Consider the following 17,665-nt stretch of genomic DNA (forward strand, 5'->3'; position numbering starts at 1 on the left):
GCAGAGGTCAGTCGGAATCCGTGTCGACGAAGGCGTGCAGCTGCGCCCGGGTGGTGATGTTCAGCTTGGGGAAGATCCGGTACAGATGCGAGCCGACGGTCCGGTGCGAAAGGAACAGGCGTTCGCCGATCTCCTTGTTGGTGAGCCCCAGACCGGCGAGACGGACGATCTGGAGCTCCTGCGCGGTCAGCCGGCTCGTGAGCGACGCCCGGTCCGTGGGCGTCTGGACTCCCGCCGCGCGCAGTTCGCCGCGGGCGCGCTCGGCCCAGGGAACGGCGCCGAGGTGTTCGAAGGCGTCGAGGGCGGCGGTGAGTTCGGTCCGGGCCGGTTTGATCCGTTGCTGCCGGCGCAGCCACTGACCGTGGGCGAGCCGGGCGCGGGCCCGCTCGTAGGGCCACCGGTCGCCTTCGGGAACCGCCAGCGCGGCCCGGAAGTGCCGCTCGGCGTCCGCGTCGGAGCGGGCCAGCAGCGCGCGGGCGGTGCTCATCAGCAGGTCCAGCCGCGGGGAGGACCGCTGGGCCAGGTCGGCGGCCGTCACCGCGAGCACCGTCTCCGCCTGCTGGGCCTGGCCGGCCGGGATCGCGGCGGCGGCCAGGTCCCCGAGGGCGTAGTAGGAGTGGTGGTCGTGGAGGGGCTCCCCGGCATGGGTGAACAGCCCGCGGAAGTGGTCGTAGGCGGCGTCGTGGTCGCCTTCGGCGGCTGCGGCCAGTCCCAGTGCGCGTCCGCAGCGCACGCCGACGATGCGGCTCTGCGGGTCCGCGGCGGCCATCGCCCGCTGCGCGAGCGTACGTGCTTCGTCCGCCCTCCCGCACAGGGCCGCCAGCATGGCCTTGAGGGACTGGCCCATCGCGGTGGCGAGCCCCGGATTGAGATCCAGGGAGATCGCGATCGAGTAGTCGGCGATCGCCTCGGCCTTCGGCCACTTCCCGGCGTCCAGGCACGCGTGACCGTAGAACGTCAGGAACGAGCTGTTGTTGCCGGACAGCGCCGCGTTCCGTTCGGGGTCCAGGATGCTGCCCAGGAGTTCGATGCCCTCGGCCGGGAGGTCGGCGAGGCCGGCCGCCACCCCCAGCATGAGGCGGCTGAGGTACTCGGTGCTCCCCTCGGCGATCGAACGCTCCGCCTCCTGGCGGATCCGTTCGCGGGCGGCGAGGAAATCGGTCGAGGCGTCGATCCAGAGCAACAGCGGCGGGTCGTCGATCCGCGCGGTCACCTGGGCCAGTGCCTGCCGGATCTGCTCGCGGTGCTCCCGTCGCCCGGAGTGGAAGGCCGCGCTCGCCGCGACGCCCAGGATGCCCACCGCCGACTGCGGGGTGCGCTCGGCAGCCGCCCGCGACGCCGCGATCAGCAGTTCCATCGCCGCGTCCTGCCGCCCGGTGTTGGACACCGCCCAGCCGACCTCCGCCGGCAACTGGTCACGGACATCGGGGGCGTCCGTCAGAGCGGCGGCGGTGGCGGCGTACTGTTCGACCTTGTCGGGCCGGTCGTTGAAGAGGGCGAACTGGGCGGCCCTGGCCAGCCGTCGGGCCCGCGCGGTGGCGTCGGGAGTGAGCTCGGCGGAGCGCTCCATCGCGGCGAGCGCCTCGCTGGGGGCACCGAGCCTGCCGGCGCGCTCGCCCACCTCCGAGAGCATGACGGCGAGATCCTCGTCGGGTCCGCTCGCGGCGGCCGCCAGGTGCCAGGCCCTTCGGTCGGGACTCCGCTCCAGGGCCTGCGCGACGGTCCGGTGCGCCGCGCGCCGCTCTTCCAGGGAGGCGGTGTGATACAGCGCCGAACGGATCAGCGGATGCCGGAAGTAGGGCCCCAGGTCGCCATGGTGGAGTAGTTGGGCCCGCTCCGCCGGCAGCAGGGCGTCGACGGGAAAACCGCCCGGCATCGACGCGACCACCATCGGCCACTCGAACCCGTCGGCGGTGGACATCAGGAGCAGCAGGTTCCGGGTAGGCCGTGGCAGTTCCGCCAGATGCATCGCGAAGATCCGCTCCAGCCGTTCGGTGAGCGGAAAGTGTTCCCCGGACCGGAACCGTCCCTCCTCGTCCCCGGCGACCTTGGTCAGTTCGATGATCGCCAGCGGGTTTCCCCGCGCCTGGTTCAGCAGACGCCGTCGGACGGTCCCGGCCAGGGCGACGGGTTGCAGATCCAGCAGTTCCACGGAGGCATGGGCCGACAGCGGTTCGACATCGAGTTCGGCGAAGTCCGCACCGAACGAGGCGGGAGCCGAGCCCCTGGTTCCGGTCAGTACGGCGACCGGCTCACCCCGCAGGCGGCGGCCGAGAAAGCCGATCGCGTCCTGCGACGCCCGGTCGAGCCACTGGACGTCGTCCACGACCAGCAGGGCGGGACACTGCTCACCGAGTTCGGACAGCAGGGTCAGCGCCGCCAGTCCCACCAGCATCCGATCCGGCGGAACGCCCTCGGTCTCCATGGCGAACGCGGCCCGCAGCGCCGAACGCTGCCGTTCGGGAAGGGTCTCCACTCTCCGAAGCACCGGCCTGAGCAACTGGTGGAGCGCGGCGAACGGAAGCCTGGCCTCGCCCTGGTATCCGCGGGCCTGCAGCACGGTGGTGCCCGCCGACTCGGCGCGCCGGATCGTCGCCTCGATCAGGGTCGTCTTGCCCACCCCCGGCTCGCCCCGTACGAGGAGCGCGGGACTCCCGCCCGTCGGCCGTACGAAATCCGCGAGCAGCGCCAGCTCCCGCTCGCGTCCGAGGAGAGACCCTTCAAGGCCACCAGATCCGTGCCGCATTCATCCCCCCATGCCCGGGCAGTGTTCCCGACTTGACCGATGACGGCGCTCACTGATCGTCAGCGCCCGTAGGCAGCGCCCCACGCAGCTGTGCCCGGGAGGTGATGCCGAGTTTCGGAAAGATGTTGTACAGGTGCGAGCTGATGGTCCGGTGCGACAGATAGAGCTGCTGCGCGATGTCCCGGTTGGACAGCCCCTGGGCGGCGAGACGGGCTATCTGCCACTCCTGCGCCGACAGTCGCGGTGTGCCCTGGGCGGCGGCGCGCTCGGTCTTCAGGCCGGAGGCCCGCAGTTCGCGGGCGGCCCGCGCCGACCAGGCCGCGGCTCCCAGGGTGTCGAAGGCGCTCTGCGCGGACCGCAACGGGCCGCGCGCCTCGGCCGTCCGGCGCCCACGGCGCAGCCATGCGCCGTGGGCCAGGTCGAGCCGGGCCCGGTACCACGGAGATGCGGCCGCGCTGAGGTCGTACGCGTCCTTGAAGAGGTGCTCGGCGTCGCCGTCGTCGGAGAGTGCCACCCGGGCGTAGCGGATCGCGCGCATGACACCGTCGGCGGGTGTGCTCTCCAGGATCTGCTCCAGTCGCGTCAGGACCGTGCGGGCCTCGGCCAGGTGTCCGCTCGCGGCGGCCGCCTCGGCGAGGTAGTCGATCGCCCAGGCCTGCTGGACCGGGTGGTAGGCGTGGTCGCCCTCGTCCATCATGCGCCGCAGCTGGTGGAAGGCGGTCTCGGGCCGCTGCCGGCCCAGCTCGATGAGCCCGTGGGAGAGCTGGGCGCCGTTGATGACCGCCTCGTTCCCGGTCATCAGGGCGACCCGTTCCGCCTTCGCCAACGATGTCTCGGCCGCCTCCGTCTCGCCCCGGAGTCCCGCGAGATTGGCCCGGCCGAGCAGAGCGCACGCCTCCCACACCGGCTGGCGGGTCTCCACGGCCAGCCGCTCGGCCTCGTCGGCGGCCGGAGCGGTGAGGTCCCATCGGCCGAGGTACATCGCCGCGAAGGTCTCCAGCACCAGCACCTGGGCCAGCAGCCCGAGCCGTCCCTCCAGCCGCAGGCCGTCCCGAGCGGGGCGGGTGAAGTGCAGGGCGCGGGCGAACTCGCCGCAGACGAACGCCGCGCGGGCCAGCAGACCGGTGGCCGCCGGGTCTACATCACCGCGCTCGGCCCACCAGTTGAGGCGGTCGACGACATGACGATGCCGGGTGAACCTGCCGCCGACCGCCCATGCCGCCAGCAGCCGGGGGTCGGCGTCGCCGTGGGACAGACCACCGGTCAGACTGTCGGCCGTGGCCATCAGCTCGGCGCGGATTCCCGGTCCCGGCTCGGCCCACCAGCACCGGATGGCGGCGCCGACCAGCAGATCGGCGGCGAGGTCGAACTCGCCGTCGGTGCGCGCGCGGTCCGCCGATCCCACGAGCCTGCGGATGCCGGCCGCGTCACCGGGAGTTCCGTCGTCGAAGGCGCTGTCCAGCCAGTTGAGCCGGGCCTGCGCGCTGGCATCCAGCCGGAGGGCACGCGCGCGGTCGATCAGCTGCTGGACGCTGTCGGAGCGCCCGCGCTCGAACGCGATCTCCGCCGCCCGCAGCAGTCGTCCGCCCCGGTGGCCGTCGTCGGCGGACAACTCGGCGGCCCGCTCCAGCCAGGCCTCGGCCGAGGACGGCGCGCCGCGCTCCAGCGCCCGGTCGGCGGCGGCGTCGAGCGCGGCCGCCACCTGCTCGTCGATGCCGGTCGTGGCCGCCGCCAGGTGCCAGGCGCGGCGGTCCGGATCCGCCACGAGGGCCTCCGCCAGGGCCTGGTGAGCAGCGCGCCGTTCCCGCGCGGAGGCGCTGTGCCATATCGCGGAGCGGACCAGCGGGTGCCGGAACTCCGTCCGCGGACCGTCGATCTTCAGCAGGTCCGGAGCGATGTCAGGGAGGATGCCGTCCGGTGCGGCCGCCGGTCCGGACAGGATCTTCGCCGCCGCCACCAGGTCCGTGACCCGGTCGCCGTCGTTCACGGCCGCGAGCAGCAGCAGCCGCCGGGTCGCGGCGTCGACGCCCGCCAGCCGGGCCGCGAAGGCCCGCTCCAGCCGGGCGGTCAGCGGCAGTACGTCGAAGGCCGCCTGCCCCTGCTTCAGCGCGACCGGCAGCTCGAGCAGGGCCAGGGGGTTGCCCTGTGCCTCGTCGAGGACGCGGCGCTCGACCGCGGGCGACAGGCTCGGGGCGCGCAGGACGAGCAGCGTGCGCGAGGCCTCCGGGTCCAGTCCGCGCAGGACGCTGTGTCCGACGGCGGGATCGCCGGAGGTGCCGTCCTCGTCGGCGGGCACCGGCCGCCGCGCGACCAGGAGCACGGCGGGTTCCGACTCCAGTCGCCGGGCCAGGAACTCGATGGTGTCCCGGCTGGCCGCATCGACCCACTGCATGTCGTCGACGACCATCAGAAGCGGCCGCGCGGACGCGGCCTCGGCGATGAGTTCGAGGGCGGCGAGAGCCACGAAGAACCGTTCTGGTGCCTGTTCCGAGACGCTCATCCCGAAGGCCCCGAGCAGCGCCTCCCGGTGTCTCGCGGGCAGCGTGTCGGCCTGGGGCAGCACCTGCCGTAACAGGTCGTGCAGCGCGGCGTAGGGCAGATGGCGTTCCGACTCCGCGCCCCGCGTGGTGAGCACGGTCATGCCGCGCCGCCGTGCCTCGGCGCCCGCGGCGGCCAGGAGGGAGGTCTTGCCGATGCCGGCCTCGCCGGTGATCACATGCGCGCAGCCCCGGTCGCCGACGGCCTCCAGCAGTCCGGTCACCAGGGCGAGATCCGCCTCGCGACCGACCAGTTCGCCTGGACCCGTCCAGCTTTCGACCATGGTGAGCTCCACCGCCGTTCGTTCCGTGCACGGTAAGGGCAGATTATGGCCTTCGGTATTTCTTCAGTCATCGTACTGATGTCCGGACTCGCTGATCACCTTAATGTCGCTGTCATCCGGATCAAGGCAAAGGGGCTCGGATGGTCGACACGGAACTCGCCGGCCGCGAAACCGAGTTGAGGAATCTCCAGGATCACGTCGCGCGTCTCACGGGCGGGGGCGGCGGACTCGTGGTCCGGGGCGATCCGGGCATCGGCAAGTCCTCGTTGCTGCGGGCGGCCGTCGAGCTCTCCGAGGCGGCGGGACACCGCACGCTGCTGGCCAGCGGGTTCGAGTCGGAGGCCAGGATTCCGTTCGCCGGGCTGCACCAGCTCCTGCGGCCGGTGCTGTTCGCGGCGGAACAACTGCCCACGGCACAGCGGAAGGCGCTGCTGACCGCGCTGGGTGTCGAGGACGGGCCGCCACCGGAGCTGTTCAAGGTCGCTCTCGCCATGCTGAACATGCTCGCCGAACTGGCGATCGCGGCCCCGGTGGTCGTGGCCGTCGACGACATCCACTGGCTGGACCAGTCCACCCAGGAGGCGCTGGCCTTCGTCGCCCGCCGTGCCGAGGGCGACGCCGTCCTGATCGTCGGGACCGTTCGCAACGGCCACAGGAGCCCCTTCGGCGCCGCCGGGCTGCCCGAGTTCGAGGTTTCCGCGCTGGACGACGCGACCTCCCGCCATGTCCTGGCCACCCGGGCCCCCGGGTTGGGATCCGCGGACCGGGACCGCATCCTGCTGGAGGCGCGCGGGAATCCCCTGGCGCTGGTGGAGCTGCCACGGGCATGGCAGACGAAGGAGGCGGTCGGCGAGGACGGACCCCTGCCCTCGATGCAGTTGACCACCCGACTGGAGCGCGCGTTCGCGGGCCGGGTTGCCGACCTGCCCGGGCTCGCCCGGGACGCCGTTCTCATCGCCGCCGTCGACTACGACAACGACCTGTCGGAGGTACTGGCCGCGGCCTCGGTGCTGGCCGGACGGCCCGTGACGCTGGACGTCTTCGACACCGCGATCGAAGCCGGGCTCCTGACGGTGGGCGGGACGCACGTGGGGTTCCGCCACCCGCTGGTGCGCTCCGCCATCCTGCAGGAGGAGCCCCTGATGCGCCGGCTCGCGGCCAACGCGGCGCTGGCCGAGGTGCTGACCGCCGATCCCTACCGGCGCACCATGCACCGGGCCCGGTCGTTCCTCGGCCCCGACGACGAGGTCGCCGACGAGCTGGAGGCCAGCCACACCATCTCTCTGAAGCGCGGCTCGGTCACCTCCGCGATCTGGGCCCTGGAGCGTTCCGCACAGCTCACCACCGGCTCGGCGAGAAAGGGGCGGCGGCTGCTGCTCGCGGGTGAGCACGCCTTCGGGCTCGGACGGACGGACCTGCTCGACCGGCTGCTGACGGCCGCCGCGCGCACCGAACTGTCGGAGCTGGACCGGGCCAGGATGGAGTGGCTGCGGGAGATCTTCAGCGACGGTGTCCCCGGCGATGCCGCGCGCGTGCTGGAACTCTGCTCGATGGCCGAGCACTCGGCGGCCACGGGCGACGTCGACCTCGCGCTCAACCTGCTGCTCGGCGCCGCACTGCGATGCTGGTGGGCCGACACCGGTCCGGAGGCGCGGGCCCGGGTGGCCGCCGTCACCGAGACACTTCCGGTGTCCGCGACCGAGCCGCGCCGCATCGCGGCCCTGGCGGTGGCGGAACCGGTGCTGTGTGGCACCGCCGTCCACGAGCTGCTCTCCCGGATGTCACCGGCCGATGTCTTCGACGCCGAAGCGCTGCGGCTGCTCGGCATGGCCGCGCACGCGATCGGCGACCTGCCGCGTGCGATCGACCTGCTGAGCAGATCGGCGCGGAAGCTGCGCGAGGAGGGCCGGCTCGGCCTGCTCTCCCACGTGCTCACCATGCAGGTCCACTGCATGTGGATGGGCGACTGGGACCGGGCGCTCATGGTCTCGGAGGAGGGACACCGGATCGCGGCGGACACCGGGCAGCCGGTGTGGACCACCGGGTCGACGAGCCTGGAGGCGATCCGCTGCGGGCTGGTCGGAGAGACCGCGCGGGCACTGAAGCTGGCCACGGACGCGGAGGCCGCGGCCGGCCGCGACAGGCTCAACGACCTGCTCTGCTGTGTGCAGCTCGCGCGTGGCCTGGCGTGGCTCGGCTCCGGTGAGTACGAGTTGTCGTACCAGGCGTTGCGCAGGCTCTACGACCCCGCCGACCCCGCCTGCCACCTGCGCGAGTCCTTCGCCGGGGTGATGTTCTTCGCCGAAGCCGCCGCGCACAGCGGCCACCGGGAGGAAGCCGCGCCGGTCCTGGCCGAGTTGGAGCGCGTCGCCCGGACCACGCCCGCGTCGCTCCTGCACACATACCTGCTGTACGCCCGCGCCGTCCTCGCCGACGACGCCGACGCCGAGGACCTCTACGTCACGGCACTCGGCCATGATCTGACCCGCTGGCCACTGGTCCGCGCCAAGCTCGAACTGGCATACGGCGAGTGGCTTCGCCGACACAGAAGGGCAGCCGACTCGAGGACACCGCTGCGCTCCGCCCTGACCACCCTTGAGCTCATCGGAGCCACGACGTGGGCGGACCGGGCCCGCGCGGAGCTGCGGGCTTCCGGCGAGCGCGTCGCCGAACGCCGGGCGTCGGCCCTGGACGAACTCTCGCCGCAGCAGCTGGAGATCGCACGGCTCGTGGCCGAAGGGCTGTCCAACAAGGAGATCGGGGAGCGGCTCTACCTGTCCCCCCGGACGGTCGGCTCGCATCTGTACCGGATCTTCCCCAAGCTCAACGTCACCACCAGGGCCCAGCTCGCGGCGCGCCTGGAGGAGGGGTAGCCGCTGTCCGCCCAGCGCTCTCCCGCCGACTGAACGGGCGTGCGGCCAGTCATATGACTGAAGCCCCGCGGTGATCGTCTTCATATGCTCGGTGCAGGCGCCGTGGAGTGGAGGGGAGGGGCGGATGCACGAGACCGAACTCCTTGGTCGTGACAACGAGATGAGGTCCCTGGGAGAACTGACGGGGCGACTGCCCGCGGCCGGTGGCGCGCTCGCGCTGGCGGGAGGGCCGGGGGTCGGCAAGACCGCCCTGCTGCACGCCGTGGCCGGGCCCGCCCGTGCCATGGGCCGGCAGGTGCTCTGGACGACCGGCCGGACGGGCAGCGGTCCCTTCACCGGCCTGGGCGAGCTGCTGCGGCCCCTGCTCGGCACGATCGATGTCCTGCCCGCGGCCCAGCGCGCGGTCCTGCGGTCCGTGCTCGGATCCGAACCCGGACCGCCGCCGGGGACGTTCACGGTCGCCCTGGCGGCGCTGAACCTCCTGGTCGCGAGCGCGGCGAGGCGGCCGGCGGTGCTGATCGCCGACGACGCTCACCGGCTCGACGGGCCCACCCGGGAGGTACTCGCGTTCATGGCGCGCAGGGTGAGCCACGACCCGGTCGTCGTCCTCGCGGCCCTCCGCACTGGTTCGACCCTGCCGGGCACAGCCGTGCTGGAGGTGCCGGCGCTGAACGACTCCTCGGCGCGCCGGCTGCTGAACCGCCACGCACACGGGCTCGCCCCTGCGGAACGTGAGCAGATACTCCTGGGGGCGCGCGGCAATCCGCTGGCCCTGGTCGAACTGCCCGCGGCACCGAGCGGCGCGCGGCCGGCGGGCTCCTGGGCGCACCTGCCCGTGACCGCCACGCTGGCGACCGCATTCGCCGACGCCCTCGCCGGCCTGTCGCGGCAGTCCCGGGACGCCCTGCTGGTCGCGGCCGTCGACCACGTCGGCGAGCTGCCGGAGATCCTCGCCGCCGCCTCCGTCCTGAGCGACCGGTCCGCGGCGGTGGACGTCCTCGACGGTGCGGTGGCGGGGCGGCTGGTCCGGCTGGACGGGACGAGGCTCCGCTTCGTCCACCCCGTCGTCCGGTACACGGTGCTGGACGCCGAGTCGCCGGCCCGGCGGCGGGCCGCCCACGCCGCCCTGGCGGCCGTCCTGGCCGACGAGCCGCACCGGCGCCTGTGGCACCAGGCCCGGTCCGTGGACGGCCCCGACGACGAACTGGCGGACGAACTGGCGGCCGCGCACTCCCTCGCGCTGCACCGCTATGGCGTCGTGGCCGCCATCTGGACGCTCGAACGCTCGGCTCAGCTCACCACCGACTCCGCCGTCCGGGGAAACCGGCTGCTGGGTGCCGCGGAGTACGCATACGGTCTCGGCCGGATGCACCTGACCCATGACCTGATCGACCAGGCCGACCGGCAGCGGCTCACCGAGGCGGACCGCGCGTGGGCCGAGTATCTGCGCGCCGTGTCCGACGCGCCCGTCCGACCGGGCCGGACCGCGACGCCGCCCGTCTTCGACATCGCCGAGCGGTCGACGAGCGACCCGGACCACGCGCTCGGCCTGCTGCTGAGAGGGGCACTGCAGGCTCATCGGACAGGAGCGGGGCCCGCCGACCGGGCCGGGCTCCTCGCCGTCGCCGACGGGCTGACCGCGGCGGACGACCCGCGTCGCATCGTTGCCCTCGCACTGATCGAACCCGTCTCGCGCGGCCGTGAGGTGGCCGACGGACTGCCCTCGAACGCTGCGGTCTCGGGGCTCCCGGACGCGGACGGACTGCGGCTGCTCGGCATCGCCGCACACACCATCGGCGACCCGGTGCGGGCCGTGGAGCTGCTGAGCCGGGCGGAACCGGCCTTCCGGGGGCAGGGCCGGCTCGGTCTGCTGTCGCACGTGCTCATCACCCAGGCCGGCGACCTGCTGCTGCTCGGGGACTGGCCGCACGCCGCACGTCTGGCGGACGAAGCCCGCCGGATAGTCGCCCGGACCCGGCAGTCGGGCTGGATCGCCGAGCTCACCTGTGTCGACGCGCACGCCGCCGCCCTGCGCGGGGACACCGAACGGGCGCTGGAGCTGGCCGACACGGTGGCCGGCCGGCAGCGCGGCGAACTGGCCATGAGGGTACGGCCGGCCCGGGGCGTGGCCAGGCTCGCGGCCGGACAGCACGCGGAGGCGTACGCCGAACTGCGGCCGCTGTTCGACCACATGGGCGAGAGCCTGCACCGGGAGGCCCTGACCGCCGTGATGCCGTTCGCGGCGGCGGCGAACGCCTGCGGCCGCCGGGCCGAGGCGGCGGCCGTACTCGCGGATCTGGAGGAGACCGCACGGCTCACTCCCGCCCCGCTGCTGCACGTCCAACTGCCGTACGCACGAGCCGTGCTGGCCGCAGACGCCGTGGCCGAGGAGCTGTACCTCGTGGCACTCGGCCAGGATCTGGCCCGCTGGCCACTCGTCAAGGCGCGCACCGAGCAGGCGTACGGACAATGGCTGCGGCGTCGGCGACGCTTCGTGGAGGCACGGTCGGTACTGCTCGCGGCGCAGACCACGTTCGAGCTCGTCGGCTTCGCCGACTGGGCGGAGCAGGGCGGCGGTCAGGCGGACGCGGATTCCCTCGCACCGGCCGAGCAGGTGCTGTCCCCGCAGGAGCTGCGGATCGCCCGGCTCGCCGCGCAGGGGTTGTCGAACCGGCAGATCGGGCAACGGCTGAACCTGTCCGACCGGACGATCGCCACCCACCTCTACCGGGCGTTCCCCAAGCTCGGAGTCGCCTCGCGCCGCGATCTCGCCGCCCGGCTGAAGCTTCCGGACGGCGGCGCGCTCGCCGCGACGTCAGGAATCGCCGCAGTCAGATGACCGAAGGCGCCGGCCCGGCGCCGTCACTAGCGTGATCGCTCTCAGCGGTCCGTGGAAGGAAGCCATGGGGGCGGCGGTGCTTGTCGGCAGGCAGCGGGAGATCGAGGTGCTGGCCGGTCTCCTCGGCCGGACACCGGCGCGCGGCGCGGTGCTGCTGGTGCTCGGGGAACCCGGCATCGGCAAGTCGTCCTTGCTGCACGAGGCGGAGTCCGTCGGGCGGTCCCGGGACTTCCGGGTGCTGGACATGGTCGGCGTGGAGTCGGAGGCGGCGTTCCCGTTCGCCGGGCTGCACCAGATGCTGCTCCCCGTCCTCGACGACATCCCACGGCTGGCGGAGCGCGAACAGGACGCGCTGCTGGGTGCGTTCGGGCTGGCCGACGGGCCGCCGCCGGAGCCGTTCCTGATCGCCCTCGCCGTGGTGGACCTGTTGGTGCTGGTGGCGGCCGACGGGCCGGTACTGGTGCTGGCCGACGACGTGCAGTGGCTGGATCCGCAGTCGCACCAGGTGCTGGCGTTCGTGGGGCGCCGCGTGCCGGGATCCGTGGTGATCGTCGCCGTGCTGCGTACGGGCCATACGGGCCCGTTCCTGGACGCCGGCTTCCCGCGGCTGACCGTGGGCGGCGTGGACGACGAGGCGGCGGCACGGATCCTGTCGGCCCACGCTCCGGGGCTGGGTCCCGCCGAGCGGCGGCGCATCCAGGACGAGGCCCAGGGAAATCCGCTCGCGCTGAGGGAGTTGCCGTCCGCGGTGGCGTTGCCGTCCGCGGGCGGACTGCGGTCGCTCAGCCTCTCCGGCCGGCTTGAACACGCGTTCGCCGGACGTGGCGCCGAGCTGCCGCCCAGGACCAGGGACGCGCTGCTCGTGGCGGCCGTCGACCCCGTCGACGACCTGACCGAGGTCACCGCCGCGGCCGGGGTCCTGCGCGGGGACGAGGTCACCGCGGAGGCGTTCGGCCCGGCTCAGGCGGTGGGCCTGGTGGACGTACGGGACGGCCGGGTGACGTTCCGGCATCCCCTGATGCGCTCCGGCTTCCTGCAGACCGAGAGCCTCACCCGGCAGCAGGCGGCCCACGGCGCCCTGGCGGATGTCCTGACCGATCCGTACCGCCGGACCTGGCACCGCGGGCAGTCGACCGTGGGCCCCGACGAACGGATCGCCGACGATCTGGAGGCCAACGCCGCCGAGGCCCTGCGGCGCGGCGCCGTGATGGCGGCGATCACCAATCTGGAGCGCTCGTCACAGCTCACGGACTGGCCGCCGCTGCGCGGACACCGGCTCCTGATGGCGGCCGAGCACGCCTTCGGGCTCGGCCGGGGAGACATCGTCAGCGACCTGCTCCAGGCCGCCGCGCGGGGTGAACTGACGGACCTGGACCGGGCGCGGATGGAATGGCTCCGGGAGATCTTCGACGACGGCATCCCCGGGGAAGCCGTCCGGGTGCGGGAACTGTGCGACATCGCCCTGCGGTCGGCCGCCGCGGCCGATGCCGATCTGGCGCTGAACCTGCTGCTGGGGGCGGCTCTTCGCTGCTGGTGGGCCGACACGGGGCCGGAGGCCCGCGAGCGCGTGGCTACGGTGACCGACCAGCTGACCGGGAGTGCGGCCGACCCGCGCCGACTGGCGATCGTCGGGGTGGCGGAACCGGTGCTGCGCGCCGGTCAGGTCATGGACACCCTGGCCCGGACGACCCCCGGGGAGAGCGCCGACGCGCTGCGGATGCTGGGGATGGCCGCGCACGCGGTGGGGCACGAGGCGCTGGCGGCCGAACTGCTCGTCCGGGCCGAGTCGATCCTGCGGAAGGAGGGCCGGCTCGGACTGCTGTCGCACGTGCTGTCCATGCAGGTGATGACGCATCTGGTCCTGGGCGACCTGGCGCGGGCCGCGGCCGCGGCGGAGGAAGGCGAGCGGCTGGCGGTGGAGACCGGGCAGCCGGTGTGGCGAACCGGCACGCTGGTCTGCGACTCGATCCTGAAGGCGCTGCTCGGCGACGTCCAGGAGGCGTTGCGACTCGCAGCCGAGGCGGAACTGGAAGCGGCCCGCCGTCGCCTGAACGACCTTCTGTCCTGCGTCCAACTCGCCCGTGGGGCGGCCTGCCTCGCGGCGGGGCGGAACCGGGACGCCTATCGCATGCTGAGGCGTGCTTTCGATCCGGCCGACCCGACCTTCCACCAACGGGAGCGGTTCACCAGCCTGATGCTCCTCGCGGACGCCGCCGTACGCGCCGGACACCGCGCGGACGCCCGTGACCTGGTGGACCGACTGGAGCCGCTCGCGGCACGCACGCCCTCCCCGATCCTGCACGTCCACCTGTCGTACGCCCGCGCGGTCCTCGCCGACGACACCGACGCGGAGGACCGCCATCTCGCGGCGTTGAGCCAGGACCTGTCGAGATGGCCGTTCGCGCGCGCCAAGATCGAGCTCGGGTACGGCTCCTGGCTGCGCCGCCAGGGGCGGATCGACCAGGCACGCGCGCTGCTCCGGACGGCCCAGGACACCTTCGACGGTATCGGCGCGCTCCCCTGGGCCGACGAGGCGCGGCTCGAACTGGACGCGGCCGGTGCCCTGTTGCACTGGCCGGAGACGACTGCCGAGCGGCACCGGCGGATCACGGAACTCACCGCCCTCCGACTGCCGGACGACGAGATCGCGCAGCGGCTCCAGGTGCCCGCGTCCGTCGTGGCGATGTACCGTCGCCGGCCGCTGTAGACACGGGAACAGTCGTATGACGCAAGCCGTGGACCACCGGGTGCCGACACCATGATTTGAGTGCGTTTTTCTCAAGTGGCCGGATGGGGTTCGCATGAAACAGACCGAGGCGCCCCTGGGTATAGAGCTTCGTCATTTGCGTTATTTCGTGGCGGTGGCGGAATCGGGCACCTTTACTCATGCCGCGGAGCGCATGTATGTCGCACAGCCGACGCTGAGTCAGCAGATCCGGCGTCTGGAGGAATTCGTGGGTACGGCTCTGCTGCGGCGCGGGCGGGGCGGCGTACGACTGACGGAGGCCGGCACCGTACTGCTGGAGGAGTCACGGGCCGTGCTGTCCCTGGTCGACCACGGTGTCAGCAGGACCCGGCGGGCGGCGGGGCTGGGGCGGCAGCGCCTGCGGTTCGTCGTCCAGCCGCACCTGCCGCCGGCGCTCGCCGCGCAGACCGTGTCGCGGCTGCGCTCCGCGGCGCCCACGGTCGACGTCAGCTGGCTGGAGGCGGCCCTGGACGCGGAGTTCTCCCCGGTCCTGGAGCGCCGGGCCGACGCCGCGCTGGGCTGGATGAGCCCGGCGGGCCGTGACCTGCCGGACCCTCTCGACGTCATGGACATCGGGCAGTACGAACCCGCCGTATGGATCCCGTCCCGGCACCCGGCGGCACCGTGCGGGGCCATCGGCCTGGAGGAACTCTCCCGCATGGACATCATCCACGGGCCGCGCCGTGTCGGTCCGGGCACCTACGACGCCTGGCGGGCCGTCCTGCGCACCAGCAACCCGTACTTCGAGTTCATCGACCCGCCCTTCCGTCAGTCGCTGCCGATGACGCTGGCCTTCGCCGCGACCGGGAGCCGGCCCAGCGGGGTGCTGACCGGCCCGTGGCACCGGGTCGGCACCGAGCCGGAAACAGCGGTCGACACCGGTCGCGGCGAGATGGTTCCGGTCCGCGTCGAAGGGGCCCGGCTCGCCGCCCGGGCCGGTCTGGTGTGGAGCGGTGATCTGCCGCGCGAATTGCAGCAGGTCCTCTTCGACACCGCCGAGGGTATCGCCGCGTGAGCCGCGGCCGCCCGGTGAAATCCATAGAGCCCGGCAATGGCACAAGAGTTGCCATCACTTTTACGGCCCACCGGCTGGTGCGCTCAAATCTTTTCGGGGCGGAAATTCCCCGCCCGTCACCGGAACGGAAGGACGCACGGAGATGACCAAGACCAAGGACATCCGCGGGGCCGTCGAGGCGGAACTCGTCTTCGATCCGCTGGTCGACCCGTCGGAGATCACCGTCCACAACCTGGGCGGTGAGGTGAGGCTGACCGGCACGGTCTCCAGCTACCCCCAGTACGTGGAGGCCGCCGCGGCGGCGCAGCGCGTCTCCGGTGTGACCAAGGTGCACAACAACCTGGAGGTCGTGCTGCCGGCCGATCACTACCGCGACGACGCGACGCTGGCCGCCACGGCGAACAACGTCCTGCTGGCGACCATCGCCGTGCCGCTCGGCGTCGAGGCGAGTGCCGACAACGGCAACCTGACGCTGACCGGCACCGTTCGGTACGGCGCCGAGCGGTTCGCCGCCGAGCAGGCGGTCGCCGGGCTCACCGGCGTCCGCAACATCAAGAACAAGATCCAGATAACCGACGACGCCGACCCGGTCGACGTCACCCTGCTGGTCCAGGACGCTCTCGACCGCAACGCGCTGATCCTCGACGACAGCGACGTCGCGATCACCACCAGCGGGAACACGGTCGTCCTCACCGGCAACGTCCGCACCTGGGCGGAGCACGACGCCGTGATCACGGCCGCCTGGATGGCGCCGGGCGTCTACGACGTGCGCGACGACCTCTACATCACCGGCTGACGTTCCCCGCGCCAGGGGGCCGCGGGGCCGGTCCCAGGAGCACGCCGTGGGACCGGCCCGCTGCGGCATTTCCCGCCCCGCCCACCGGCCCGACAGGAGAAGCACGCCATGCGCGAAGCGGCACGATCCAAGATCAAGGACATCGGCCGGACCAGCCGGCCCGGCAACGAACTCGAACGCATCCTCCGCGACGCACTCGACCTGGTCGCGGGCACGAAGGCCGCCCCGACACGACAGCCGCACGAACACGGGCCCCACGGTGCCCGGCGGCACCACAGGCTCGTCCGGACGGCCGGTCACCTGGCCGGCTACACGGTGCTCGGCTACATCATCGTCCACCAGCGGCGCGGTCTGCGGAACATCGCCGCCTGAGGCGGCCTGCGGAAACCCCGCCGCCCGAGTACGGAACCGGCCGTCGGCGCGGCCCCGGGTACGCATCCCGGCCGTGCCGGCCGCCGGCACAGGAGGGAACCACATGGAACGGGACTGCCCGGATCTGGACCTGACACTGTGGCTGCACGTGTCACTGTACGAGGGCCTGCCCGTCGGGGCCCGCTTCAGTTACGACACCGCCCGGCCCTTCGAGGTGAACGTCGACTTCTCCACCGCCGCAGGCGGGGCCGTCACCTGGGTGCTCTCCCGCGAGCTGTTGATGCACGGCCTGGTGGTCCCGAGTGGCGAGGGGGACATCCGGGTCTTCCCGCCGTGCCGGCACCACGGCGGACAGCACCTGTTCGTCCTGCTGCGGGGGCGGATCGGGGAGGCGCTCCTCGAAATCGACTGCCAACCCCTGCAGGCCTGGCTCGTCCGGACTCTTGAGATCGTCGCGTTCGGCGCGGAGTCGGAGTCGTTCGACTGGGACGGCTCCCTCGAACGCGTCCTCGCCGAGTGGAGCTGGTGACGCACACGATGCCTACCCGCGCTTCGTGCCGTCGACGCCCTGGGTGCGGTGCCGCAGTTGCAGCCCTTCGGCAAGCACGGGTATGGGCAGGTGAAGCCTTTCCGCGCGGGTGCGCAGCAGGGCGAGGGCGATCTGGTCGAGCCCGGTGACGCCCCGGGAAAGCACGCTGACCACACCGTGTTCCACCGCCCGCAGCAGCTGATCGAAACCGACGGCCCGCACCACCAGCACGACGCGTGGCCCGCGCGCCCGCGGGGGGCGGCCGTCGCCGCCCATGAGGGAGAGCGTGTCGTCGTCGAGCTCGGTGGCCAGCACGAGCAGGGCCTCCGCCCGGCCTTCCTGGTCCGGGCGCAGCACACGGATCCGGGGCCGGGTGCGCAGAGCGGTGGCGATATCGCAGGCGAACCTCGGGTCGGCTGACTTGACGACCACGGACACGGGAGAAGAGGCATGTTCCAGACTCATGGCAACAAAGGTAGGCATTCGATAATCATCCGGGCTTCGGTCGGACGACTGCTGACGGACGCTTACGCCTGGCCTACCACGCCGCCCGCCGGTGCGGCCGCCGGTGCGGGCGTGCAGAACAGGGAGCGGGCGGCATGATCTCCCGGCATCGTCCGTTCCTCGCCTACTGGGACTGGCAGCGCGACGCCCGCTGCCGGGGCATGGACGTCTCGGTGTTCTTCTCCCCGACGGGCGAGCGCGGCAGTGAGCGGCTCGCCCGTGAAGCCGGGGCCAGGGAGATCTGCGCGCGCTGCCCCGTCCGGGACATCTGCGCCCGTATCGCGCTCGACGCCCGTGAGGAGTACGGGTTCTGGGGCGGACTCAGCGAGCGGGAGCGGGAGCGCGAGCGGATGCGGCGGCGCCGAGCCCGGCCGCCGAGAGCCGCGTGACGCCGCCGTCGTCCTGGTCTCCCGACGGCGCCGCG

At 72.8% G+C, this 17,665-nt stretch carries 11 protein-coding genes; 8 read left to right on the forward strand and 3 right to left on the reverse strand.

The window, feature by feature from the left end; all coding sequences use genetic code 11:
* Window positions 1-7: 7 nt before the first annotated feature.
* Both AB0D85_RS08830 and AB0D85_RS08835 read right to left on the reverse strand, forming a co-directional pair.
* Entirely contained in the window at window positions 8-2,746 is a 2,739-nt protein-coding gene (locus AB0D85_RS08830) for an AAA family ATPase (protein ID WP_362315801.1), read from the reverse strand.
* Window positions 2,747-2,795: 49 nt separating this feature from the next.
* Window positions 2,796-5,567, reverse strand: coding sequence for an AAA family ATPase (locus AB0D85_RS08835; RefSeq protein WP_362315804.1), 2,772 nt, complete (start codon window positions 5,565-5,567; stop codon window positions 2,796-2,798).
* Between the two features lie 140 nt (window positions 5,568-5,707).
* Here AB0D85_RS08835 and AB0D85_RS08840 point away from each other — a divergent pair, with 140 nt between their 5' ends.
* The 7 genes from AB0D85_RS08840 (at window position 5,708) to AB0D85_RS08870 (ending at window position 16,737) form a co-directional block, all read left to right on the forward strand.
* The gene (locus AB0D85_RS08840; protein ID WP_362315807.1) at window positions 5,708-8,440 is read left to right on the forward strand and encodes an AAA family ATPase; all 2,733 of its coding nucleotides are present in this window, start codon (window positions 5,708-5,710) and stop codon (window positions 8,438-8,440) included.
* 124 nt (window positions 8,441-8,564) lie between these two features.
* Complete coding sequence (locus AB0D85_RS08845; protein ID WP_362315810.1) at window positions 8,565-11,279, forward strand: helix-turn-helix transcriptional regulator; 2,715 nt, start codon at window positions 8,565-8,567, stop codon at window positions 11,277-11,279.
* Window positions 11,280-11,310: 31 nt separating this feature from the next.
* Window positions 11,311-13,986: an AAA family ATPase gene (locus AB0D85_RS08850; RefSeq protein WP_362315813.1), complete on the forward strand. Its 2,676-nt coding sequence runs from the start codon at window positions 11,311-11,313 to the stop codon at window positions 13,984-13,986.
* A gap of 94 nt (window positions 13,987-14,080) precedes the next feature.
* Window positions 14,081-15,040, forward strand: coding sequence for a LysR family transcriptional regulator (locus AB0D85_RS08855; RefSeq protein ID WP_362315816.1), 960 nt, complete (start codon window positions 14,081-14,083; stop codon window positions 15,038-15,040).
* Window positions 15,041-15,182: 142 nt separating this feature from the next.
* Entirely contained in the window at window positions 15,183-15,836 is a 654-nt protein-coding gene (locus AB0D85_RS08860) for a BON domain-containing protein (protein ID WP_362315819.1), read from the forward strand.
* A gap of 108 nt (window positions 15,837-15,944) precedes the next feature.
* Complete coding sequence (locus tag AB0D85_RS08865; RefSeq protein ID WP_362315822.1) at window positions 15,945-16,208, forward strand: hypothetical protein; 264 nt, start codon at window positions 15,945-15,947, stop codon at window positions 16,206-16,208.
* 103 nt (window positions 16,209-16,311) lie between these two features.
* Window positions 16,312-16,737: an SsgA family sporulation/cell division regulator gene (locus AB0D85_RS08870; protein WP_362315824.1), complete on the forward strand. Its 426-nt coding sequence runs from the start codon at window positions 16,312-16,314 to the stop codon at window positions 16,735-16,737.
* Window positions 16,738-16,749: 12 nt separating this feature from the next.
* On the opposite strand, the gene AB0D85_RS08875 is transcribed toward AB0D85_RS08870, so the two are convergent.
* Window positions 16,750-17,202: a hypothetical protein gene (locus AB0D85_RS08875; protein WP_362315827.1), complete on the reverse strand. Its 453-nt coding sequence runs from the start codon at window positions 17,200-17,202 to the stop codon at window positions 16,750-16,752.
* A 134-nt stretch (window positions 17,203-17,336) separates the two neighbouring features.
* Here AB0D85_RS08875 and AB0D85_RS08880 point away from each other — a divergent pair, with 134 nt between their 5' ends.
* On the forward strand, window positions 17,337-17,630 hold the full coding sequence (locus tag AB0D85_RS08880; protein ID WP_362315829.1) for a WhiB family transcriptional regulator: 294 nt from the start codon (window positions 17,337-17,339) through the stop codon (window positions 17,628-17,630).
* Window positions 17,631-17,665 lie beyond the last annotated feature (35 nt).

It is taken from the genome of Streptomyces sp. NPDC048277, assembly GCF_040652235.1.
Lineage (GTDB): Bacteria > Actinomycetota > Actinomycetes > Streptomycetales > Streptomycetaceae > Streptomyces.

Bases quoted from the DNA above. Each gene is read 5' to 3' on its own strand.
- AB0D85_RS08860 (WP_362315819.1), top strand. From the start codon at position 15,183: ATGACCAAGACCAAGGACATCCGCGGGGCCGTCGAGGCGGAACTCGTC.
- AB0D85_RS08875 (WP_362315827.1), bottom strand. From the start codon at position 17,202: ATGAGTCTGGAACATGCCTCTTCTCCCGTGTCCGTGGTCGTCAAGTCA.
- AB0D85_RS08870 (WP_362315824.1), top strand. From the start codon at position 16,312: ATGGAACGGGACTGCCCGGATCTGGACCTGACACTGTGGCTGCACGTG.
- AB0D85_RS08835 (WP_362315804.1), bottom strand. From the start codon at position 5,567: ATGGTCGAAAGCTGGACGGGTCCAGGCGAACTGGTCGGTCGCGAGGCG.
- AB0D85_RS08855 (WP_362315816.1), top strand. From the start codon at position 14,081: ATGAAACAGACCGAGGCGCCCCTGGGTATAGAGCTTCGTCATTTGCGT.
- AB0D85_RS08840 (WP_362315807.1), top strand. From the start codon at position 5,708: ATGGTCGACACGGAACTCGCCGGCCGCGAAACCGAGTTGAGGAATCTC.
- AB0D85_RS08880 (WP_362315829.1), top strand. From the start codon at position 17,337: ATGATCTCCCGGCATCGTCCGTTCCTCGCCTACTGGGACTGGCAGCGC.
- AB0D85_RS08865 (WP_362315822.1), top strand. From the start codon at position 15,945: ATGCGCGAAGCGGCACGATCCAAGATCAAGGACATCGGCCGGACCAGC.
- AB0D85_RS08845 (WP_362315810.1), top strand. From the start codon at position 8,565: ATGCACGAGACCGAACTCCTTGGTCGTGACAACGAGATGAGGTCCCTG.
- AB0D85_RS08830 (WP_362315801.1), bottom strand. From the start codon at position 2,746: ATGCGGCACGGATCTGGTGGCCTTGAAGGGTCTCTCCTCGGACGCGAG.